Genomic DNA, 19,750 nt, shown 5'->3' with positions numbered 1-19,750 from the left:
CTGATAGTAAACCGGGTCTGTAGCTCAGTTGGTTAGAGCGCACCCCTGATAAGGGTGAGGTCGGCAGTTCAAGTCTGCCCAGACCCACCAAATTTTATCCAGCACTGCGTTATTTTATGACTCGCATAGCAGGCTATGCTTCGTCATAAAATGCCTTGTTCTGAATAAAATTACCCGGATGTAGTTTTAATAGTCGTTAGCTAGATGGGGCCATAGCTCAGCTGGGAGAGCGCCTGCCTTGCACGCAGGAGGTCAGCGGTTCGATCCCGCTTGGCTCCACCATTTATTTAACGGTGTTTTAAATTAGCACTTTAATTTAGTACCTTAACGACCGTTTGTTAATGTTTTGTGACCACTGATAAGTCACTGTGCTGTCGTTTAAAGCACGTTGCTTTATCACTGTTCATTGAACAGCCGCTCTTTAACAATGTATATCATGCTGACAAGAACACACCGCAAGGTGAGTTCTTAAATTGTGATACGTTTTATACGTATCCGGCAAATGAACGTTATCATTGCGAGACACCAGACTCCTTCGGGTTATAGGGTCAAGCAATGAAGCGCACACGGTGGATGCCTAGGCAGTCAGAGGCGATGAAAGACGTGGTAGCCTGCGATAAGGTTCGGTGAGGTGGCAACAACCTGTGACCCGGACATCTCTGAATGGGGAAACCCACTGACCATAAGGTCAGTATCTTACACTGAATACATAGGTGTAAGAGGCGAACCAGGGGAACTGAAACATCTAAGTACCCTGAGGAAAAGAAATCAACCGAGATTCCCCTAGTAGCGGCGAGCGAACGGGGACCAGCCCTTAAGCATGTGACTGATTAGACGAACAGATTGGGAAGTCTGGCCGTAGCAGGTGATAGCCCTGTAGTCGAAAATCTGATCATGTGAAATCGAGTAGGTCGGGGCACGAGAAACCTTGACTGAAGACGGGGGGACCATCCTCCAAGGCTAAATACTCCTGACTGACCGATAGTGAACCAGTACCGTGAGGGAAAGGCGAAAAGAACCCCGGATAGGGGAGTGAAATAGATCCTGAAACCGTGTGCGTACAAGCAGTAGGAGCAGACTTGTTCTGTGACTGCGTACCTTTTGTATAATGGGTCAGCGACTTATATTCAGTGGCGAGGTTAACCGTATAGGGGAGCCGTAGGGAAACCGAGTCTTAACTGGGCGACACAGTCGCTGGATATAGACCCGAAACCGAGCGATCTATCCATGAGCAGGGTGAAGGTTGAGTAACATCAACTGGAGGCCCGAACCAGGATCTGTTGAAAAAGATTTGGATGACTTGTGGATCGGAGTGAAAGGCTAATCAAGCTCGGAGATAGCTGGTTCTCCTCGAAAGCTATTTAGGTAGCGCCTCACGTATTACCGCCGGGGGTAGAGCACTGTTTCGGCTAGGGGGTCATCCCGACTTACCAACCCGAGGCAAACTCCGAATACCGGTGAGTACAGCGTGGGAGACACACGGCGGGTGCTAACGTCCGTCGTGAAAAGGGAAACAACCCAGACCGTCAGCTAAGGTCCCGAAATCCTGGTTAAGTGGGAAACGATGTGGGAAGGCTTAGACAGCTAGGAGGTTGGCTTAGAAGCAGCCATCCTTTAAAGAAAGCGTAATAGCTCACTAGTCGAGTCGGCCTGCGCGGAAGATGTAACGGGGCTAAACCAGGTACCGAAGCTACGGGTGCGTCATTATTTCGATAATGATGCGCGGTAGAGGAGCGTCGTGTAAGCCAATGAAGGTGGATTGAGAAGTCTGCTGGAGGTATCACGAGTGCGAATGCTGACATGAGTAACGATAAAGGGAGTGAAAAACTCCCTCGCCGGAAGACCAAGGTTTTCTGTTCGATGCTAATCAGAGCAGAGTGAGTCGGCCCCTAAGGCGAGGCCGAAAGGCGTAGTCGATGGAAAACGGGCTAATATTCCCGTACCGGACATGGTTGCGATGGGGGGACGAAGAAGGCTAGGTGAGCCAGGCGTTGGTTGTCCTGGTGAAAGTGAGTAGGCCGAGATCTTAGGAAAATCCGGGATCTTAAAGCCGAGACACGAGATGAACTGACTACGGTCAGGAAGTCACTGATGCCACGCTTCCAGGAAAAGCCTCTAAGCTTCAGATCATGTGCGACCGTACCCCAAACCGACACAGGTGGTCAGGGAGAGAATCCCAAGGCGCTTGAGAGAACTCGGGTGAAGGAACTAGGCAAAATGGTGCCGTAACTTCGGGAGAAGGCACGCCGGCGTAGGGTGAAGAGACTTGCTCTCCTAGCCCGAACCGGTCGAAGATACCAGGTGGCTGCAACTGTTTATTAAAAACACAGCACTCTGCTAACTCGTAAGAGGACGTATAGGGTGTGACGCCTGCCCGGTGCCGGAAGGTTAAATGATGGTGTTAGCCGCAAGGCGAAGCTCTTGATTGAAGCCCCGGTAAACGGCGGCCGTAACTATAACGGTCCTAAGGTAGCGAAATTCCTTGTCGGGTAAGTTCCGACCTGCACGAATGGCGTAATGATGGCCACGCTGTCTCCACCCGAGACTCAGTGAAATTGAAATCGCCGTGAAGATGCGGTGTACCCGCGGCTAGACGGAAAGACCCCGTGAACCTTTACTATAGCTTCACACTGGACGCTGATGTTGCCTGTGTAGGATAGCTGGGAGGCTTTGAACTTTGGACGCCAGTTCGAAGGGAGCCAACCTTGAAATACCAGCCTGGCATCATTGGCGTTCTCACTCAGGTCCGTTATCCGGATCGAGGACAGTGTGTGGTGGGTAGTTTGACTGGGGCGGTCTCCTCCTAAAGAGTAACGGAGGAGCACGAAGGTACCCTCAGCACGGTCGGACATCGTGCATTGAGTGCAAGAGCATAAGGGTGCTTGACTGCGAGACAGACACGTCGAGCAGGTGCGAAAGCAGGTTCTAGTGATCCGGTGGTTCTGTATGGAAGGGCCATCGCTCAACGGATAAAAGGTACTCCGGGGATAACAGGCTGATACCGCCCAAGAGTTCACATCGACGGCGGTGTTTGGCACCTCGATGTCGGCTCATCACATCCTGGGGCTGAAGTCGGTCCCAAGGGTATGGCTGTTCGCCATTTAAAGTGGTACGCGAGCTGGGTTTAGAACGTCGTGAGACAGTTCGGTCCCTATCTGCCGTGGGCGTTGGATGTTTGAGAAGGGCTGCTCCTAGTACGAGAGGACCGGAGTGGACGACCCTCTGGTGTTCCGGTTGTCACGCCAGTGGCATTGCCGGGTAGCTATGGTCGGACGGGATAACCGCTGAAAGCATCTAAGCGGGAAGCCCCCTTCAAGATGAGACATCCCTGAGGCCTAGAGCCTCCTGAAGGGCCCAGCGAGACCAGCTGGTTGATAGGCACGGTGTGGAAGCGCTGCAAGGCGTTGAGCTAACGTGTACTAATGGCCCGTGAGGCTTGACTCTATAACACCCAAGGGGTCTGGTCGCAGTGATAACGTTATGATGTTAACGCATCAAAAAAAAGCCGGATACGCAGCGTGTGGCCCAGCCCACTCATCAAGAGTGAACAAGCAGGCGGCACGACAGCAAGAAACGATCACATCAGCATGATATACGACCAGTTACGCCTGACGACCATAGCACGCGTGAACCACCTGATCCCTTGCCGAACTCAGAAGTGAAACCGCTTAGCGCCGATGGTAGTGTGGGGTCTCCCCATGCGAGAGTAGGTCATCGTCAGGCACTTATACGAAAAATCCCCCAGGGCACATGCCCCGGGGGATTTTTTTTGCGTGAAAAAACGACAGTTATGCTGCTCATTGTTTAACAATTTTAACGTGTTGGGTGCTTTGAAACTCGAATAAATATGTTTTAAAGGTTGTTATAACAACAGGTTGCGTATTTGTCATGGTATTGTAGACGAGCACCATCTAGTATTATGGTGAATGTGTTATGACGTAAAATCTCAGGAGGAGAAGCATATGACGATGTCATTAGCCAAGAAGTTAGCAATCGCACTATTGATGACCTTTACGGCAGGTGGGCTGATCGCTTGCGATAATAAAGGGCCTGCTGAAAAAGCCGGTGAAAGCATTGATGAGAGCGCGGAAAGTGCCGGTGAGAGCATGGAAGATCTAGGCGAAAATATTGAAGATGCTGCCGAAGACTAGGCCGAGTATTAGTTGCATGCATTAGCCAAAGCAGTCGCCGAAAAGCGGCTGCTTTGTTGTTTATGGAATGTCGACTATGGTTCTAACAGCGATATATAGCTCTAATAACGATAACAACTGAAATGTAGGAGCCGACGTGCAAATACAGCGTGATAAAAGTTTGCTCTTAATGGTCGATTTTCAAGCGCGGCTGCTGCCTGTGATTGACGGCGGTGAGGAAGCCGTTAGCGAAGCGGCTTGGCTCGGCGAAATAGCATGCTTGCTTGAGGTGCCCGTATGGCTAACCGAGCAATCGCCAGGCAAGCTGGGAGGCACGTCGACGTCATTGCTCGCCTGCCTGAGCAACCACTATCGGCTCTGGCAAAAGCAGCATTTTGGCGCCATGTCTGAAGATGATTTTCGCCAAGCGCTGAACGCTACGGGGAAAACACAGATCGTCTTGTGTGGAACGGAAGCCCATATTTGCGTACTGCAAACAGGGTTAGGGCTATTAGAGGCAGGCTACGAGCTGTACTGGCTAAGCGATGCCTCGGCTAGTCGACGTCCACAGGAAGCAGTGCTTGCCCGTGAACGCGCCTGTCAGAGCGGGGCAGTCGCGGTGTCAGCCGATATGGTGGCCTATGAATGGCTGCACCGTTGTGACACGGCGCTGTTTAAAGAGGCGCACCAGCAGCTTTTAAAGCCCCGCTCCACGCGCCCTGTCCGTTTCTTCTAGGCCTGATTTTCTAACGATCCGTTTCTTTACGGGTGAAAACGAACGTATCGCCCTGTGATGAAGCGGCATTGAAGCGATAGCCAGCGACGGTAAAGTCTTGAAGGCGGTCTGGGTCGTTGATTTGCTCCTTAATAAGCCAGGCGCTCATCAGGCCGCGCGCTTTTTTGGCATAAAAGCTAATGATTTTGAACGTGCCATTTTTCTCGTCTTTGAACACCGGTGTAATGATTCTCGCGTTGAGTTTTTTAGTATCTACCGCTTTAAAGTATTCATTAGACGCAAGATTCACTAGTACGTTAGAGCCACTTTCAGAGATAGCTTCGTCGAGAGCCGGTGTCAAAATAGGCTTCCAGTAGGCGTAAAGATCACTACCTGCGCTATTGGCTAGCTTAGTGCCCATTTCCAGGCGGTAGGCTTGAATTAAATCCAAGGGCCGTAGCAGGCCATATAAGCCGGAAAGTATACGTAAGTGTGACTGCGCATAGCGATTGTCTGAATCGCTGAACAACTCCGCTTGTAGGCCGGTGTAGACGTCGCCTTGAAAGGCTTGAGCGGCAGGTTTTGCATTGCTTAGTGTAAAGGGTGGCTGCCATTCTTTAAAACGCGCAGCGTTCAGCCCCGCCAGCTTATCGCTGATGCCCATCAGCTCGCTGATTTGCTGTGGCGAGTAATCGCGCAAAATATCGATAAGTGGTTGGCTGTGCGATAAAAAGGTAGGTTGAGTGACGTCGTCAGTCGTTGACGGTGTTTCAAAATCCAACGTTTTCGCCGGTGAAATAACGCTCAGCATCGCGTACTCCTGGAATCATCATTAGTGAGTGCAAGTATACCAAGCCTTGGCGAAGGCCGAGGCTATAGACGCGATAGCTTGGTGCATGAGGGGGTAGTGCGGTTTAAAGACTGCTCCTAGAAGCAGTCTTTACCATCTATTTTTTAAACTCATTTATGGGCAGGGGTTCGACATTCTGCGATGGATGCTTTCGATCGCCTCTAATACGTCGTCATCAAGCTTTAGACTTTCACTAGCAAGGTTGCTTTCCAGCTGGTTCATGGTGGTAGCACCAATAATATTGCTGGTTAAGAAGCTGCGTGAGTTAACAAACGCGAGCGCCATTTGTGCCGGGTCCAAATCATGCTGTTGGGCCAGCGTCACGTAGGCCTGCGTCGCGGCTTCTGCTTCTGGCGAGGTATAGCGTTTGAAACGCTCATAAAGTGTCAAGCGACCTTTCGATGGCTGAGCACCGTTAAGATATTTGCCCGAGAGCACGCCAAATCCTAGCGGCGAATAGGCAAGTAGGCCGACATCTTCGCGATGAGCAATCTCAGCCAAGCCCACTTCAAAGGAGCGGTTGAGAAGATTATAGGGATTTTGAATTGAGGCGACACGCGGTAGATCAAGCTGGTCAGCTAGCTGCAGTGACCGCATCACTCCCCATGGTGTTTCATTAGAAAGCCCAATGGCGCGCACCTTGCCCGCATCGACTAATTCTTTAAGCGCCGAGAGCGTCTCTTCAAGTGACGTCGCTTCTTCGTCATCACTATGCATATAGCCCAACTTGCCAAAGAAGTTGGTTTGGCGGTCGGGCCAGTGGAGCTGATAGAGGTCAACATAATCTGTATTTAGCCGCTCAAGGCTGCTATCGATGGCGCGATGGATATGATCACGCGTCAGACGCGGCCCCCCGCGGATATGTTCAATCCCTGGGCCAACGGCCTTCGTGGCAATAATGACATCGTCTCTTGAGCCACGTTGTTTTAGCCAGCTACCGACATACTGCTCGGTGAGGCCTTGAGTTTGGGCCATCGGAGGAACGGGATACATTTCAGCGGTATCAATGAAATTAATGCCAAACGCCACGGCGCGATCAAGCTGTTCGTGAGCTTCGGCTTCGCTATTTTGCTCACCAAACGTCATCGTTCCTAAGCAGAGTCTGCTGACCTCCATACCCGTTCTGCCAAGTGGGCGCGTTTGCATATGTATCTCCTAGCTAAGGTGGAATTGCGACAAGATAAGCAGCCATTACCCGCATAGTTCACGGCGTGTGTAGGGCATGTTAGCGAGGCGTTGCAAAAGCAGCAAATTAATGGGGTTGAGTCGTCGCTAAGGCAGGCGTATGCTTGCCAGCCCGTCGACCGGCTAAAGGCCGGTTTCTCGTGTGGTTGGCGTCAATTTTTGAGTGACTGCTAGCCCAAGGTTTCAACAGATAGGCAGGTTTGTTTGCCATGTTGCAGGCATCAATGTTGTTTATTCAGCTAGAATTTAGATTGGCCGAAAGGTTGTCTCATAATCGCTGGCTGCTGCCGCGCTCAAAGCGTACGCAGCGCTTAACGATGCGTTTATTTAAACGCTGTGCAGACGCGGGGCATCCTGATGCGCTGTCTATGTATGGCCACATGTTGTTTCATCGCAGCCAAACCCCGCAAGATAAAGCGCGCGGTGCGCGTTACGTTTTGGAAGCTGCGCATGCAGGGCACCTAACGTCACAGTACCAGGTCGCGCAAATTCACGAACATGGCTGTGTTCAATATCCGCGTCGCGAAGACTACGCGGTTACTTGGTACGCGCGTGCCGCTCAAGCCGGCCATTGTTTAGCCGCTGAGCGCCTTGCTCAAGCCTACCGCTTGGGTGAGTTAGGATTGGCCGTTGACGGTGAGCAGGCGGCTTACTGGCAGCGACAGGCTATTGCGCAGCCGCTAGACGAAGCAGCCGCGGCCTGAAATCGCTACTGCTTTTTGATTGAGTGAGGAAGTTTGTGTCCGAGACGCTACCCACAGTGTTAGATATTGAAGCGTCCGGGTTTGGGCGTGGCAGCTATCCCATTGAAGTGGGTATCGCACGTGCAGATGGAAGCTGTTGCGCTTTCCTTATTCAACCACTTGATGAGTGGACACACTGGGATCCTAAGGCCGAGCTGCTGCACGGCATCTCCCGTGATCGTCTTACCCGCGAAGGCTATCCGGTTCGTCAAGTCGCGCAATGGCTGAACGATGAGATGAGCGAATTGGGAAAAGCCTACAGCGACAGCTGGGGCTACGACAATACCTGGCTCTCATTACTCTTTCACCACGCAGGAATGCTGCCGCGCTTTCGTCTTGAAGCATTAAGGATTTTGCTTAGCGAAGACCAGCAGGCACTGTGGAGCGATACCAAAGAAACGCTGATCACCGAGCGCGGCATTCACCGCCATCGAGCGGGTGAAGATGCCCGCTTACTGCAGCTTACCTATCAGCACACCCGCCATCTCACCGAGCATGCGGGCCGCTAGCCACGTTTTACTCTTTCCTCACTATATCTTCTTCTCCGCCCTATAGCTGTTCTTCTAACGCATCAAGCAATTCATTGGGCGTCGCTGCGTCCAGTAACATGTCACGAGTCGCTGAGGCTAAAAAGCCATGGCCGACGGTGCTGTCTAAAAAGGTTAGCAGCGGTGAGTAGAACTCATCAATATTCAGCAAGCCCATCGGTTTGGTATGCAGGCCTAGATAACCCCACGTCCATGTTTCAAACAGCTCTTCAAATGTCCCAATGCCGCCGGGTAACGCGATAAAAGCATCGGCATTCGCCGCCATGGTGGCTTTGCGTTCGTGCATATTGCGCACTCGGATCAGTTCGCTTAAGCCAAAATGCGCCTGCTCGCGATCAACCAAGTGGTCGGGCATCACGCCAATGACGTCGCCGCCAGCCTCCAAAGCCGCATTCGCCAGTTCGCCCATAAGGCCAAGGCGTGCGCCGCCATAAACCAACGTGTGGCCACGTGCAGCCAGTGCACGGCCGAGCGCATTGGTTGCCAGACGAAAGCCTGGGCTGTTGCCTTCACGGGAGCCAAGATAAACACAAATTCTAGACATCCAGTTAATTCCTTATGCTAAAAATGAGCAATTGCTAGGGCAGGTGGCGGTCGATCTGATGCTGCTGATCCATCCATTGACCGATCACATTGTCACCACATAGATGGTGGGCGTACTGAGTATGCAGGCAGCGAATCTGTTGCCAATTGCTAATGCCACCAATGCCGCGCTCGGTCAGCACGTCGGTATAGCCGAGCTGTGCGACTTCATCACGCTGAGCGGCGCTCATATAGTCCCAGCGAGCGGTGACGTAATCGCGGTGACTCTGCTGGTAAGCCTCAAGAAACTCGGGCTCTTCCTGAAGACGTTGCTCCAGCGCTTTGATAACGCCAACGGCCTCAATACGTGAAATCTCGACTTTAAGCACGTCTGAACAAAGCCAGTACAGCGTTGGAAAGGGTTTGCCATCAACAATGGGAGCCATACGCAGAACTAGTGGCGTACCTTCACCGTCAGTGGCGGCAACGGCTTCGATACCACGCGGTGCGCGGCCAAGTTGTTGGGCAATAATGGCGAGCTGACGCTCGTCAGGAACCTGATTGGTGCGTATCACCATTGGGCTGGTCTCTCACAAATTTATTTGAGCGGCCAACAGCACGGAAAAAGCAGCGGTTGAGCTGTTCGGGTGACGCGACATAGCACCACGTCCGCTCACAGTATTCAGCGGCTCGTGCCATTAACACGTCATAAAGGCGGTTGAAGGGGGCATCATAATCGTAGGGGTCTGCACCGAACAAGCGGATATGCGGATAGTCGGCGAAGCGTTCCATAAAATAATGCTCAAGGTCAGCCTCGACAGCGCGATGCTGGGCAACGTTGTCAGGGTCTAGCCAGAGAGTGTAACGGATTGCCATTGTACGGGCTCCTGTTGCCCCAGCTGCCTGGGGCGACGTCAATCAGGCAGGTTCAGGCGCATCCTGTACATGCGCCGTTAGCGCTTCGCGCAGGCCGTCCTTGATCGGTACAGCGCATTTGGCCTGATGGTCATATTGCACCATAACGGCGTGACCAAGATTGGTGAGCTTGCCGTGCTGGCGTGCCTCCTGGGTCACTGTAAACGAGCTATTGCCTAGTCGGGTTAAGTAAGTGCGTATTTCGATATCGTGACCGTAAAACAGTTCAGCTCGATAGTCGACTTCCATGCGCGCCATGATCAAACGCCACTGCTTAGGGTTTAAATCGGGTGTGAAGAGCTTAAACAAGTCATTGCGGGCGAGTTCAAACCACGCGGGTAGCCGCGTGTTATTAATATGCCCTAGCGCGTCGGTGTCATAAAACGCGGGCTCAATAGTGCGGGTAAACATGGCGTATCCTCATTGTTAGCAACGCAGCTCATTTAGGATTATCCCAACCAAGCTCTTGGTCAAGTGGTGCGGCGCTGATACCAAGCGGTCAATTGCATCCATCCCAGCAGCCATAGCGTCGCCGCTGCGAACCCAGCCAATGTGCCCCACAAAAGCCCTAGCGAACTATAAGTGTAGGAAACGCATAGCGTGTAACTTAGCAGTGAGCCTAGTCCCATCGGGAAATGCTTAATGACAGTGGCTACCGGTGCCATGCCATGGTTCAAGTGAAGGATCAGCAGAAAGGGCAGCATAGTGACAGGAAAAGCAGCCAGGGTGCCTGCCCAGGCGGGCGGGAGCCAATGCGCTAGCCGCGTGATTGTAAACACGATGATGGTTGCAAGGCAGGCGCGTGCGGCCAGCGCTGATAGTGAAAATGCACGGCTAGCGGGACTTTTTACATCAGGGATCGCGCGGAACAGCGTACTAAACACGCCAATAGCGCACAGTGTTACTAGCGTACCGCTGAGCCGGGTGAAGTCAAACTGAGTGAGTAGGCTGCTGGCAGTGAACCATGCTATAAAGCCACCGGCCACGCCGCTCGCCATGCCTTTAATGCCGGGCTGTCGTCCGCCTGCCACTAAGTAACCAGCGCCTAACGCTATTGTCGCGGTAAAGCCCGCCAGTGTATGTATCGCGCTTTGGGTTGCAAATGTTGGAGAAATTTCTAAACCAATAAAAAACAGCGTCAAGGACGTTCCTAGCGGGTAGCCGGCGAGTAGCCCGGCCGTACGAGGGCTCGTACGCATCGCAATCGCACCCAGGCCTAATACCATGCTGATTGAGAGGCTGAGTTTCGCTAGCTGCCAAGTGAGCGGAATTTCTAACATGCGGCGTTGCCCTCACGGTTATGGTATCGCTATTTTGATTTTAAGTATTTTATTTTAAAGATATTGATGCATAAGCATCGTCATTTAGACTAAGCGCAGCCCTTGCTGGTCGCGCCACGCGGCCTCTAGCGCATTGTCTAGCGGTGCTTTTAAATGCGTGGGGAGCGCCTCATGAGCGGCCTGTAGTGAGTCAAACGATCGGTTCCGCAGCCAGCAGTAGGCCCAGGCACAGGCTTCAGCATCGCTATTCGGTGTCGGGCGAGCGGGCATTTGATTGAGCAGAAATACCGCCGTACGGGGTGCCCAGAGGGGAATGTCATCCGCGCTGGCCGTGCTCCATGCATCGAGCGTTGAGCCGCTCGGCGTACTTTCAGGCTCACCCAGCTTGGCCACCCGTGCCGTCTCGGCGAGAATCAGCGCCAAGCGGTCAGCATCCGCCTGGCCTAGTGCACGCCACTGGCGCAAAAGAGCGGGAAGCCCAGCGCGCATCTTGGTATAAAAGTCATCTTGCGGCATGCTCAGCACAACTCCTATTGAATGAGTGAGATTTTTTATGGCCTATGATTTTGCCACGCCTATTGAACGCCGCCATCCAGAAGGTGACTGGGCATCACAGAAATGGCACCGTTACGGTGACGATATCTTACCTCTGTGGGTTGCCGATATGGACTTTTGCTCGCCGCCAGCGGTCATTGATGCGCTACAGGCGAGAGTGGCCCACGGTGTTTATGGCTATGGCGAAGTGCCGGCTACGTTAACAGAAACGCTGTGTCAGTGGAGTGCTCAACACTATGACTGGCGCATTCAACCCGAGTGGCAGCAGTGGTTGCCTGGGGTGGTGCCGGCATTGCACCTAGCAGCGTTGGCCCTGACTGAACCTGGCGACGGCGTATTGACCGTCGCACCGATCTACCCACCTTTCTTAGCGGTGGCTGAGCGAACGGGGCGGCTGCCTCAGCAGGCCATGCTGGCGCAACCTACCGCGCCGGGCGAGCCTTGGCAGCTCGATATCGCTGCTCTAGAGGCGGCAATTACGCCTAGAACACGCTTGTTACTGTGGTGTCAGCCTCATAACCCGACCGGCCGTGTATGGCGACATGAAGAGCTGGCAGCGCTGGCTACGCTGGTGGAGCGCCACGACCTTTGGGTAGTGTCAGACGAGCTGCACTGTGACCTGCTATTAAACGAGGGGGCGCAGCATCGCCCGTTGGCCGCGGCGTTTCCTGGACTAGCGAAGCGCACCATTACGCTGTGGGCACCGTCTAAAACCTTTAATTTGGCCGGTTTAACCAGCGCCTGCGCGGTGATTCCCGATGCTAAGCTGCGCAAGCGATTTGCCGCCGCAGCAAAAGGGCTGCTTCCTGACGGTAATGTGCTGGGCTTGGTTGCGGCGGAGGCCGCTTATCGTGAAGGAGAGGCGTGGCGACAGGCACTGTTAAATGTATTACGCGAGAATCGCGACACCCTGCAAGCGCGCGTGGCGACTTGGCCGGGCGTTAATTGGCATGCGTCTGAGGCCACCTATTTGGCATGGCTAGATATGCGCGAGGCGGGGCTGGGTGAGGCGCCATATCAAACACTGCTGAGCGAGGTGGGCGTGGCGCTCTCGGACGGAGCAGCCTTTGGTTGCCCCGGCTTTGTGCGGCTTAACTTTGGCACCACTGCTTCTCAGCTGGAAGTGGCGTTGTCGCGTATGGACGCCATGTTGAAAAACAAAGGCGTTAGATGCGGAGATTAAGGCATCGCTAAGTACAGGGAGGGGCGCGGACTAAACGCCGCGACCCCTCTTCTGAGAGGGCGTGCTACTGGCGCTGCTTCAGCTCTGCACTCAGGCGATCGTTCATGGCATACATATCATCACACAGCGCCTGGGAAGGCTGGTGGTTAGAACCAGGCTCCATCATTTCCAGTTCGTCTGCGTGCTTAGCAATCGTATTATTCACACCTGCATTCTGAAGAATGCTTTCCATTTCAGCCATTGCATCGCTGTTTTGAGCGTCCGAGGACATTCTTTGCTCGGCAAACTGCGCCATCTGAATTTGAACTTCCTGATTGGCAGTCATCAGCGCTTCGGCTGAGCACTCTTGTGTTTGTGCGCTAGCAGCATGGCTGACGAAGAGGCCTAGGAGCACGAGTGCGGAGATAGTTTTTTTCACGAAACGATACATCCTATGATAATGGGCAATCGCCCATGCTATAACAATTTTATGCCAGTTGCTAAAAGCATTCTGCAAGTAGCAAGGTTCGTTGGAACGAGCGCTGCAGCTATATCTGGCAACAGAGCTTGCATGCCACTTCAATCCTGCATCTCCTCCAACTGCTCCAGAATATGGGTGTAGTTTGCTATTCCCTGTGCGCCCGTCACAAGATGACGGCGATTGAAAATAACGGCTGGCACGCCTTGAATGCCTTGTTCCCGCGAAACGCGCTGCGCATCGCGCACTTCTTCAGCAAAGCGTTGACTCTCAAGAATCGCTAGAGCTTCGGAGCGATCCAGGCCAATCTCTGCGGCTATTTCTGCCAGCACATGGTTGTCAGAAAGATGGCGCTGATGGGTGAAGTGAGCAGTAAAAAGAGCCAGTTTAAGATCGTGCATACGCTCTTGCTGGCCGGCCCAATGCAGAAGCTGGTGTATGTTGAAGGTGTTGTACGTACGCGTATCGTCACTGAAGCGGAACTCGAACCCGACATCTGCACCAAGCGCTGTCATCTTGCGCCGACTCTCTTCGGACTCCTGGGCACTGGTACCATATTTCTCAGCAATATGGTCGCGCAGGTTTTGGCCCTCAGGCGGCATGTCAGGGTTCAGCTCAAATGAGTGCCAATGAATCTCATGCGCTGTGTCGGTTGCTTTTAACGCCTCGGCCAGTTGTCGGTAGCCGATGATGCACCAGGGGCAAACGACATCCGACACGATATCTATGCGTAATGGCTTGTCTTGTTTGTTCATGATTCCTCAAGCAGCGTTGTCAGATATGCGCGCCATGCGTAAGAAGATGTGAAAAGTTGCTTAATAGAGCATTGCAAAGAGTTTGCGGCGGTAGGCAACGGTCAGTGGATGGTCCGCGCCTAGCGCATCGAACGCCTGAAGGAGCGTTTTACGCGCTGCGTCATCGTTGTAGGCGCGGTCTTGCTTCATCAGCGCAAGCAGCGCCTGTAGACCTTCATCATAGTGGCCATCCGCGATTTGGCGCAGAGCCCGCTGATACTGCGCCTCGCTATCGGTGCGATCAGCAAGCGCGGCGATCTCGTCAGCCGAGAGTGCCTGCTCGCTAAACTCGATGCTGGCACGTACTCCACGCGCAGGCGCGGCATCGCGTTCTTCCGGCGGTAAATTATTCAGCACGTCTCGCGCTTCGTCATAGCGATTTTCGGCGACCAGCACGCGCGCAAACGCTATTTGATAGGCATAGTGTTCAGGATATTGGCCAATGAGCGTTTGATAAATATCGCGCGCGCCAGCGGTATCGCCTGCTTTTAGGGCTTCTTCCGCCAGATCTTCTGGGCTGGGCGGGGCTTCGCCGGAAGCGGGGAAGTAGCGGTTTAACCACTCACGCACTTCTTTTTCAGGCAGCGCACTTTGGAAGCCATCCACTAAACCACCCTGACTGATTAGCTTTACATCAGGCACAGAGCTCACGCCTAGCTGACCAGCAATTTCTGGATTGGTATCAATGTCGAGCTTGGCAAGTAGGAAGGCGCCTGCGTATTCAACCGCTAGCTTTTCCAGCACCGCGAGTAGCGTCCTGCATGCCTCGTTGGCAGGCGAGTAGCAGCCCATTAGCACCGGAACCTGCTTTGATGCTTCCAGAATCTGCTGAATATTGCCTGCATTCAGCTCAATAATGACATCTTCGGGACGTACGTTTGCTCGCTCAGCGTTCGCGGTCGTCGTTGCGGTATTGTCAGGATCGGCAGTAAGCGGCTTACCCGAGCGGGGGTCAATAATTTGCATGGCTAGACTCAACCTTAAAAAAGAAGAAAGCTACCCATGATATGCAGGCGCTGCGGGGAATATTCAACCGTGACATTGGCTGGCAAGGAATATAGAAGCGCTTAATCATGCTATAACAATGGGAAAGCTGATACGGTGTTCGTATCTTAGATGCGTTACAAGTAAAGATACGCCGTCATGGAAGGAATACTGATGATGTTAGTGAAGCTACCTAGGCTACGCCTGTGCCTTGTCGGCATTGTTGCTTGGGCTTTATGCACAAGTACGTCTTATGCTCAGGATGAGCAGCCGTATCGTCAGAGTATCGAAGAGTGTTTGGCGGCGACTGACACCTTTGGAGAGAAGGTCGATTGTATTGGTCAGCCGGCGCATGAGTGCATGGCTAATCGTAGCGATGGCGATACGGCAGAGGCGATGACCGAATGCTACGAGGGTGTGCTGCAGTCTTGGGATGCTAGGTTGAGTGAGGCCTATAGCGCAATGCAGGCCGAGCAATCCACTGAGCTTCTGCGCACACAGTTACTCGATGCGCACCGCACTTGGCTGTCTTTTCGCGATGGCATGTGTGAATTCATTTCGGTTCAAGACCCCACCATCGCCAATCTTTCTGAGATGCAGTGCGTCACGCAGTTGACGGGCGAGCAGGCGCTGCGCTTAGAATCTATGTTGGAGTAGTGCATGCTTGAGTGAATTAAGCTTAGCTGCCAAAGATTGATCGTTGAGAGGGATGTCATTCAGCATAGATAGGGAGTTTTCTGGAGCCCAGAAAGCAAAAAAACCAACACCCATAAGGTATTGGCTTCTTCTATATTTGGTAGCGGGGACCGGATTTGAACCGATGACCTTCGGGTTATGAGCCCGACGAGCTACCAGACTGCTCCACCCCGCATCAACTTGTGGCGTATTCTACAGGCTTTTTGCGTGAAGTCAACAGGCGTATTAACACGTTCGGCTTATAGCGGTTCGCGGCGTACTACTGCAATATTAAGGGCGTATCGCGATGCTTCAAATAGTCACAATAAAAAGCTTACGCTGGTGTATTGCTTGACCAACGGGCGCACTAGAGTAGTGCAGGCGTAGTGCTGTGCTGTTAGGTTCAAGTCATTTGTCATATCAGGGAGGTAGTCAATGGCCAATCAAGCCCCCGTCGCCTGGGTAACTGGTGGAACTGGTGGTATCGGTACGGCGATTTGCCGTTCGTTGGCAGATGCGGGTTATCTGGTCGTCGCGGGTTACCGCAACCCCGATAAGGCCAAAACCTGGCTAGAAACGCAGCAGGCTGACGGCTATAGCAATATCGAACTATCCGGCGTCGACCTGTCCGATCACAATGCCTGCCTGGAAGGTGCCCGCGAAATTCATGACAAGTACGGACCCATCAGTGTGCTCGTGAACTGTGCGGGCATTACGCGTGATGGCACCATGAAAAAAATGTCTTATGAGCAGTGGTACGAAGTGCTCGATACCAACCTCAACAGCGTTTTTAATACGTGCCGCAGCGTCATTGAGATGATGCTTGAGCATGGCTATGGACGGGTTATTAATATTTCATCCATTAATGGCCGCAAGGGGCAGTTTGGCCAGGTCAACTACGCGGCCGCCAAAGCTGGGATGCACGGTTTAACCATGTCATTGGCGCAGGAAACAGCGACCAAGGGTATTACCGTCAATACCGTATCGCCTGGCTACATCGCCACCGATATGATTATGAGTATTCCAGAAAAAGTGCGTGAAGCCATCAGGGAAACGATTCCGGTGAAGCGCTATGGTACGCCGGAAGAGATTGGCCGTCTGGTCACTTTCTTAGCCGATAAGGAGTCAGGATTTATTACGGGCGCTAACATCGATATCAATGGCGGTCAGTTTATGGGCTAGTGGCTCGCTATTAGCTGATAACGGCATGTGTGCTTGGTTATGTGAGCACGCAAACGGGAGGCTTTTCAGCCTCCCGTTATTGTTTTATCGATGGCGTTAAGCCACGCTTTCGCTAAGGCAGCGGCACTCTTGCTAGCCGGCTCAGTAGATTATCAAACTCTTCCACTTCAGCGGCCCATAGCGCGGCAGGCATCGGCCCTAGCGCCAATAGTGCAGCTAAAATGTCGGTGACATTCTGGTCACGGCTACGTTCTTGATTAAAACCTTCATTCAGGCGCTCTACCTGAATGGCAAGGCGTAAAGGCTCATCGCTTTGGCGCACGCTGCCCAGTGCCAGCATTGAAAGGTGCACTCTCAAGCGAGCGAGAGAGTCAGCTATTTTGCTGAGTTCCGCATCTGAGAGCGGTGCCTTAACGCTGAGGCGCTGTTCATTGCGTGCGTGATGAGCGGCGATGAACTCTGCGGGAAGCGCAGCGCTGAGTATCGTTTGAGCATCAACATCGTCGGCAATGGCTTCGCCTAGATAGTGCTCGTCGGAAGCTAAGTGAGCATTCACTAACGGCATGATGGCGTGCCACTGCTGGACCGTATCGGCGATCGCAAGACGGTTCAAGCGCTCTCGTCGCGCGCGGACTATGCCGCTCATGCGGCGCTGCATGCCTTCGCTACGTCGATTATGTGGCAGCGGTTCTAGCTGGCTGGCCTGCTTGAGGAAGTTGTCTAGGCTGGCCGCCTCGCTGACGTTAATGGGCTGCCAGCTCTCCATTTGGTCAATTAGCGTCTGCATATCATCCAGCTGTTTTTGCTGACGCGCGGCCTGTTCGTTTTTATGCGCATCGCGCTGGGCAAAGAGCTGATCGCACTCGTGACGAAAGTTTTTCCAAAGCGCTTGCTCTTCACCCTTGGGCGCGCGGCCTAGTGCACGCCACTGGTGCTGAAGCTGTTTCGTCAGATGGATACGCTGTGCCAGCGGCTGGCTATCGTCGCTGCGCAGCGCTACGACTTGGCTAATCAGCGCCAATTTTTGTGATGCGATGGTCTCAGCGCGCTGGTCTATCAGCGTTTGCAGGCGATGACGAATGACGCCAAAGCGACGCCCTAAGGCCTCAGAGCCTTCTCGCGGGATGGGGCTGTAATGGCGCCATTGATGGCGTGCTTTATCGCGAATCTGTCGAAGTATATCGGGGTCAGCATCTTCTGCGGGCTGTTCCAGTAGGCTTTCAAGCTGATCGCAAAGGGTCTCGCGAGCTTTCAGGTTGGCCGCACGCTCTTCGCTCAATTGATCTCGCCAAGGGGCCAGGCGTTCATGAATGCTGTCTGAAGCGGTGCGAAAACGAGCGGACTGCTCTCGATTAGCCGCCGCGTCACCCAGGGATTTCCACTCTTTGACCAGCTGGCGATGATGGCGGTCGAGCGCGGCTTCGTCCATGTGCAGATCGCTGGCCAGTGCTTCAATGCTGGCGCACAGCTGCTCTCGTTTTGGCCCGGCGACAAAGCCACGCCAATCGCGAAGCTCTGCAAGTCGGGCGGCAAGATGCTTTAAACGTACTTTGAGAGGCTGGGCAGCGATGCTTTCTAGTGCTTCTATGTTGGGTTTAAGCCGCTGGTGAAGCCGGCTAGCGCTCTTAAAAGCACCGCGTTCTAGCAACTGCTCAAATGTATCCAGCTCCGCCGCATGGGTCTCTACTGTGGCCGTATCTTCAGTGGTCGGCTGTGCCGGGGCGGCATTTTCCGCGCTGAGAGCCGCCTGGGCGCGGCTCAGTAAGCTTGGCGACGAAAAGCTTTCGGGCCACTGGCACTGAGCAACCAGCGTTGCCAAATCCGAGTGATCGCCATTGCCCAGGGCAATTTCGATAGCAGGGCTGGTAGCGCTCCAGCGTTGCCATGTTTCTAAGCACTGGTCGTAGTGCTGAATGGCCCTTGCATGGCGTTGGCGGAGGGTGTCGCTAGGCGGATGCATGTCGGACAGCGTTTGCCAGCGCTGGCCTAAAAGCTGGCGCTGGGCGCGCAGGCTGTCGATATCTTGGGCAGTTATGGCGCTGGCATGACGCAGGCCGTCAAGGGTCTCTTCGATACCTTCAAGCAGCTGCTCGCGGGTATTTTCGGCTTCGTCGCGCTGCTCTGCACTTTGCTGACGCGCCTGCTCTTGGGTTTCGTGGTCGTGCAACGTCTTGCGGCCGTTGAGCAGGGCGTGGTGGAAACGTTGGTCCTGCTCAACGCTGGCGGGCTGAGTAAGCTGATCCCACTGGCGATGGAGGTGGCGGAGGCGGCCGCCGTAAAGAGGCTCCCAGGGCGCACGGGCATGCTGCTCAAGCTGATTAAGCAGCTTTTCTCGCTGCTGCTCTTCGGCTTCCTGCCACTGAGCGTCGCTGCGTAGGCGGTTAAGACGATCACGCGCTAAGCGAACCACCTGGCGATCACGGCGGGCTTCTTTCAGTAACCGCTTCAGCCCTTCTTCGTCTTCAATGCGCTCGGCGGCCTGATGGCGAACGGCCGCCACGCCGTTATGACACGCCTGATGGATCAAGTCATTGTCATCAGTGAGCTTATCCAGCGCGCTCATGCGCAGACTGAGATTGTCGCCTTGCAAGGCAACGGCGCTCAGCGCTCGCGGCTCGTCGATCTGCTCAATAAGTGTTTGGCGCTGCTGCAGATCGGTATGGCCCTCACGTCCACTTACCCGTTGGCAGACGGCATTAAACCAGGCGTTTTCTTGCAGGTGTTGTGGATACGCTTTGACGAGGCCCGCACAGTCATCAAGAGCGAGCAGCGCGGCAAGCTGAATGTGACTATCGCTATCTTGAGCGAGCGACTGCAGCGCTTGGCGCTGTTCGTTATGCTGTGGGTCGAGTCGCTGGAGGGCCTGGCGGCGGACCTCAGGGTCCGGGTGCTGCCACCGAGGGGCGAACAGGCGTCTTAACAGTCCGTGCATGGATCATCCTGCTGTATGAGGTGTATAGCGCTAAAAAAAAGCAGTCTTCTACGACAAGGCGGTTGCAGTCACCGGCGCTGTCGCTTAGCTTGGTCTTACT

19 protein-coding genes, 3 tRNA genes and 2 rRNA genes are annotated in these 19,750 nt (G+C 53.7%); 11 read left to right on the top strand and 13 right to left on the bottom strand.

Annotated features, from left to right (window positions below; all coding sequences use genetic code 11):
* The first annotated feature begins 13 nt into the window (after positions 1-13).
* From CIK78_RS00290 to CIK78_RS00265, 6 genes are all read left to right on the top strand, one after another.
* Positions 14-90 (top strand) — tRNA-Ile (locus tag CIK78_RS00290).
* Positions 91-206: 116 nt separating this feature from the next.
* A tRNA-Ala gene (locus CIK78_RS00285) sits at positions 207-282 on the top strand.
* Positions 283-546: 264 nt separating this feature from the next.
* A 23S ribosomal RNA gene (locus CIK78_RS00280) occupies positions 547-3,444 on the top strand.
* A gap of 163 nt (positions 3,445-3,607) precedes the next feature.
* Positions 3,608-3,723, top strand: a 5S ribosomal RNA gene (rrf, locus tag CIK78_RS00275).
* Positions 3,724-3,962: 239 nt separating this feature from the next.
* Positions 3,963-4,151: a hypothetical protein gene (locus CIK78_RS00270; protein WP_096276126.1), complete on the top strand. Its 189-nt coding sequence runs from the start codon at positions 3,963-3,965 to the stop codon at positions 4,149-4,151.
* Between the two features lie 136 nt (positions 4,152-4,287).
* Complete coding sequence (locus CIK78_RS00265) at positions 4,288-4,866, top strand: isochorismatase family protein (RefSeq protein WP_096276124.1); 579 nt, start codon at positions 4,288-4,290, stop codon at positions 4,864-4,866.
* Between the two features lie 10 nt (positions 4,867-4,876).
* Here the strand turns inward: CIK78_RS00265 and yaaA are convergent, their stop codons facing one another.
* Both yaaA and CIK78_RS00255 read right to left on the bottom strand, forming a co-directional pair.
* Entirely contained in the window at positions 4,877-5,656 is a 780-nt protein-coding gene (yaaA, locus tag CIK78_RS00260) for a peroxide stress protein YaaA (RefSeq protein WP_096276121.1), read from the bottom strand.
* Positions 5,657-5,809: 153 nt separating this feature from the next.
* Complete coding sequence (locus CIK78_RS00255) at positions 5,810-6,841, bottom strand: NADP(H)-dependent aldo-keto reductase (RefSeq protein WP_096276119.1); 1,032 nt, start codon at positions 6,839-6,841, stop codon at positions 5,810-5,812.
* 248 nt (positions 6,842-7,089) lie between these two features.
* Here CIK78_RS00255 and CIK78_RS00250 point away from each other — a divergent pair, with 248 nt between their 5' ends.
* Positions 7,090-7,584 carry a tetratricopeptide repeat protein gene (locus tag CIK78_RS00250; protein ID WP_096276117.1) on the top strand — a complete coding sequence of 165 codons (495 nt, stop codon included), beginning with the start codon at positions 7,090-7,092 and terminating at the stop codon, positions 7,582-7,584.
* Between the two features lie 35 nt (positions 7,585-7,619).
* A complete protein-coding gene (locus CIK78_RS00245) occupies positions 7,620-8,132 on the top strand; it encodes a hypothetical protein (protein WP_096276115.1) in 513 nt (170 codons plus the stop codon).
* Positions 8,133-8,172: 40 nt separating this feature from the next.
* Here the strand turns inward: CIK78_RS00245 and CIK78_RS00240 are convergent, their stop codons facing one another.
* The 6 genes from CIK78_RS00240 to CIK78_RS00215 form a co-directional block, all read right to left on the bottom strand.
* Positions 8,173-8,715, bottom strand: coding sequence for a TIGR00730 family Rossman fold protein (locus CIK78_RS00240; RefSeq protein ID WP_096276113.1), 543 nt, complete (start codon positions 8,713-8,715; stop codon positions 8,173-8,175).
* A 34-nt stretch (positions 8,716-8,749) separates the two neighbouring features.
* Positions 8,750-9,271: a DUF501 domain-containing protein gene (locus CIK78_RS00235; protein WP_096276111.1), complete on the bottom strand. Its 522-nt coding sequence runs from the start codon at positions 9,269-9,271 to the stop codon at positions 8,750-8,752.
* Positions 9,243-9,569 carry a hypothetical protein gene (locus CIK78_RS00230; RefSeq protein ID WP_096276109.1) on the bottom strand — a complete coding sequence of 109 codons (327 nt, stop codon included), beginning with the start codon at positions 9,567-9,569 and terminating at the stop codon, positions 9,243-9,245. Before CIK78_RS00230 ends, CIK78_RS00235 begins: the two co-directional genes overlap by 29 nt.
* Before the next feature lie 42 nt (positions 9,570-9,611).
* Positions 9,612-10,019: a thioesterase family protein gene (locus CIK78_RS00225; RefSeq protein ID WP_096276107.1), complete on the bottom strand. Its 408-nt coding sequence runs from the start codon at positions 10,017-10,019 to the stop codon at positions 9,612-9,614.
* Positions 10,020-10,078: 59 nt separating this feature from the next.
* The gene (locus tag CIK78_RS00220; RefSeq protein ID WP_096276105.1) at positions 10,079-10,888 is read right to left on the bottom strand and encodes a hypothetical protein; all 810 of its coding nucleotides are present in this window, start codon (positions 10,886-10,888) and stop codon (positions 10,079-10,081) included.
* An 84-nt stretch (positions 10,889-10,972) separates the two neighbouring features.
* Positions 10,973-11,404, bottom strand: a complete 432-nt coding sequence (locus CIK78_RS00215; RefSeq protein WP_096276103.1) for a hypothetical protein — start codon at positions 11,402-11,404, stop codon at positions 10,973-10,975.
* A gap of 37 nt (positions 11,405-11,441) precedes the next feature.
* On the opposite strand from CIK78_RS00215, the gene CIK78_RS00210 reads away from it, so the two are divergent.
* The gene (locus CIK78_RS00210; protein WP_096276101.1) at positions 11,442-12,626 is read left to right on the top strand and encodes a PatB family C-S lyase; all 1,185 of its coding nucleotides are present in this window, start codon (positions 11,442-11,444) and stop codon (positions 12,624-12,626) included.
* Positions 12,627-12,690: 64 nt separating this feature from the next.
* On the opposite strand, the gene CIK78_RS00205 is transcribed toward CIK78_RS00210, so the two are convergent.
* From CIK78_RS00205 to CIK78_RS00195, 3 genes are read right to left on the bottom strand one after another with little or no spacing between them, the layout of a single operon-like run.
* Complete coding sequence (locus CIK78_RS00205) at positions 12,691-13,188, bottom strand: hypothetical protein (protein WP_096276099.1); 498 nt, start codon at positions 13,186-13,188, stop codon at positions 12,691-12,693.
* Positions 13,185-13,838, bottom strand: coding sequence for a DsbA family oxidoreductase (locus tag CIK78_RS00200; RefSeq protein WP_096276097.1), 654 nt, complete (start codon positions 13,836-13,838; stop codon positions 13,185-13,187). Before CIK78_RS00200 ends, CIK78_RS00205 begins: the two co-directional genes overlap by 4 nt.
* Before the next feature lie 60 nt (positions 13,839-13,898).
* The gene (locus tag CIK78_RS00195) at positions 13,899-14,843 is read right to left on the bottom strand and encodes a tetratricopeptide repeat protein (protein WP_096276095.1); all 945 of its coding nucleotides are present in this window, start codon (positions 14,841-14,843) and stop codon (positions 13,899-13,901) included.
* A gap of 192 nt (positions 14,844-15,035) precedes the next feature.
* Here CIK78_RS00195 and CIK78_RS00190 point away from each other — a divergent pair, with 192 nt between their 5' ends.
* On the top strand, positions 15,036-15,518 hold the full coding sequence (locus CIK78_RS00190) for a lysozyme inhibitor LprI family protein (RefSeq protein ID WP_192536225.1): 483 nt from the start codon (positions 15,036-15,038) through the stop codon (positions 15,516-15,518).
* A 137-nt stretch (positions 15,519-15,655) separates the two neighbouring features.
* Here the strand turns inward: CIK78_RS00190 and CIK78_RS00185 are convergent.
* Positions 15,656-15,732: transfer RNA gene (locus CIK78_RS00185), tRNA-Met, on the bottom strand.
* A gap of 239 nt (positions 15,733-15,971) precedes the next feature.
* On the opposite strand from CIK78_RS00185, the gene phbB reads away from it, so the two are divergent.
* Positions 15,972-16,718 carry an acetoacetyl-CoA reductase gene (phbB, locus tag CIK78_RS00180; protein ID WP_096276091.1) on the top strand — a complete coding sequence of 249 codons (747 nt, stop codon included), beginning with the start codon at positions 15,972-15,974 and terminating at the stop codon, positions 16,716-16,718.
* 112 nt (positions 16,719-16,830) lie between these two features.
* On the opposite strand, the gene CIK78_RS00175 is transcribed toward phbB, so the two are convergent.
* The gene (locus CIK78_RS00175) at positions 16,831-19,650 is read right to left on the bottom strand and encodes a DUF349 domain-containing protein (protein WP_096276089.1); all 2,820 of its coding nucleotides are present in this window, start codon (positions 19,648-19,650) and stop codon (positions 16,831-16,833) included.
* Between the last annotated feature and the right edge of the window lie 100 nt (positions 19,651-19,750).

The sequence above is a fragment of the Halomonas sp. JB37 genome (assembly GCF_002332255.1).
Classification (GTDB): domain Bacteria; phylum Pseudomonadota; class Gammaproteobacteria; order Pseudomonadales; family Halomonadaceae; genus Vreelandella; species Vreelandella casei.
This window is presented reverse-complemented; position numbering and strand designations above follow the sequence as displayed.

What these genes read in the sequence shown, in the direction of transcription:
- CIK78_RS00215 (WP_096276103.1), bottom strand. Translation starts at nt 11,404, where the DNA reads ATGCCGCAAGATGACTTTTATACCAAGATGCGCGCTGGGCTTCCCGCT.
- CIK78_RS00195 (WP_096276095.1), bottom strand. Translation starts at nt 14,843, where the DNA reads ATGCAAATTATTGACCCCCGCTCGGGTAAGCCGCTTACTGCCGATCCT.
- CIK78_RS00255 (WP_096276119.1), bottom strand. Translation starts at nt 6,841, where the DNA reads ATGCAAACGCGCCCACTTGGCAGAACGGGTATGGAGGTCAGCAGACTC.
- yaaA (WP_096276121.1), bottom strand. Translation starts at nt 5,656, where the DNA reads ATGCTGAGCGTTATTTCACCGGCGAAAACGTTGGATTTTGAAACACCG.
- CIK78_RS00225 (WP_096276107.1), bottom strand. Translation starts at nt 10,019, where the DNA reads ATGTTTACCCGCACTATTGAGCCCGCGTTTTATGACACCGACGCGCTA.
- CIK78_RS00250 (WP_096276117.1), top strand. Translation starts at nt 7,090, where the DNA reads ATGTTGCAGGCATCAATGTTGTTTATTCAGCTAGAATTTAGATTGGCC.
- CIK78_RS00190 (WP_192536225.1), top strand. Translation starts at nt 15,036, where the DNA reads ATGATGTTAGTGAAGCTACCTAGGCTACGCCTGTGCCTTGTCGGCATT.
- CIK78_RS00270 (WP_096276126.1), top strand. Translation starts at nt 3,963, where the DNA reads ATGACGATGTCATTAGCCAAGAAGTTAGCAATCGCACTATTGATGACC.
- CIK78_RS00220 (WP_096276105.1), bottom strand. Translation starts at nt 10,888, where the DNA reads ATGTTAGAAATTCCGCTCACTTGGCAGCTAGCGAAACTCAGCCTCTCA.
- phbB (WP_096276091.1), top strand. Translation starts at nt 15,972, where the DNA reads ATGGCCAATCAAGCCCCCGTCGCCTGGGTAACTGGTGGAACTGGTGGT.
- CIK78_RS00175 (WP_096276089.1), bottom strand. Translation starts at nt 19,650, where the DNA reads ATGCACGGACTGTTAAGACGCCTGTTCGCCCCTCGGTGGCAGCACCCG.
- CIK78_RS00235 (WP_096276111.1), bottom strand. Translation starts at nt 9,271, where the DNA reads ATGGTGATACGCACCAATCAGGTTCCTGACGAGCGTCAGCTCGCCATT.
- CIK78_RS00240 (WP_096276113.1), bottom strand. Translation starts at nt 8,715, where the DNA reads ATGTCTAGAATTTGTGTTTATCTTGGCTCCCGTGAAGGCAACAGCCCA.
- CIK78_RS00210 (WP_096276101.1), top strand. Translation starts at nt 11,442, where the DNA reads ATGGCCTATGATTTTGCCACGCCTATTGAACGCCGCCATCCAGAAGGT.
- CIK78_RS00230 (WP_096276109.1), bottom strand. Translation starts at nt 9,569, where the DNA reads ATGGCAATCCGTTACACTCTCTGGCTAGACCCTGACAACGTTGCCCAG.
- CIK78_RS00200 (WP_096276097.1), bottom strand. Translation starts at nt 13,838, where the DNA reads ATGAACAAACAAGACAAGCCATTACGCATAGATATCGTGTCGGATGTC.